An 806-nucleotide genomic window follows, 5' to 3' on the forward strand; every position below is an offset into this window, starting at 1 on the left:
CTCAACTGGTATTGGTCATCGTCGTAATGGTAATTCGCGTGGCCTTTGAAAGCGCCTGTCAATGCATGACCCAGGCGGTTGGCGAGATGGACGCCGGTGGTGGTCACGATCAGAGCACCCTCGGAGTCGGTCAGCTTGATGAGGCGCTCAAGGGCATGATCGGCTTTTTCCTGCCGCTCGGTGTTTTCAATCAGATTGACGATTTCTTTTCGATGCTTGAGCAAGAAGCTGCCGGACAGCGTTAGCGTACCCGCCGGCCTGTTGTCATCGATGCGCCGACAGGCCGGGCAGGTCACCGTTTCGGCATCAGCGATCACCGTGTTTTCAGGCTGCTTCCAGGTCCAGTTACCGGCCTGATAAATCGCATCGCACTTCGAACAGATGGCCGAGCCTGCGACTCGCTGCAATAAATAGGGGTCATGGGCAGGTGTCTTGAACAGTTGGTTTTTTTGACTGAGCTGATGTTTGTCCATGACCTGTTCCTCGCAAATGAGAAGGATAAAAACTGCACCCCCAGCTCTGTTTTCAGATCGATTTTTACCGATAGTGCCCGCTGACAGAACCGTGGAATTCACGGGTTCATTTGGCCGCGACTGGTTGTTGTACAGGTTGATTTTTGTCAACTGAGGGCCATTGGCTGACGGCCAATCATCTGGAGTCGGTGCGCGAAATGCGCGCGCAGACAAGTACCTGCGAAGGCCCCGCGACGTCGTGACTTTGTTGATAAAAATCAACGTCGCGTGAGCCATTTCAGGGAAGCTGCAAGTACCTGCCTGTTGCAGGATGACTCGGGAGAACAACCTGAT

The 806-nt window shown here is 53.8% G+C and carries 1 protein-coding gene; it reads right to left on the minus strand.

Annotated features, from left to right (window positions below):
* Positions 1-473 (minus strand): BCAM0308 family protein (locus tag AC1DH9_RS30090; RefSeq protein ID WP_477809447.1); only part of this gene is annotated, 473 nt, incomplete at its 3' end.
* Positions 474-806: the final 333 nt, after the last annotated feature.

The organism is Pseudomonas sp. 05T35 (genome assembly GCF_056396605.1).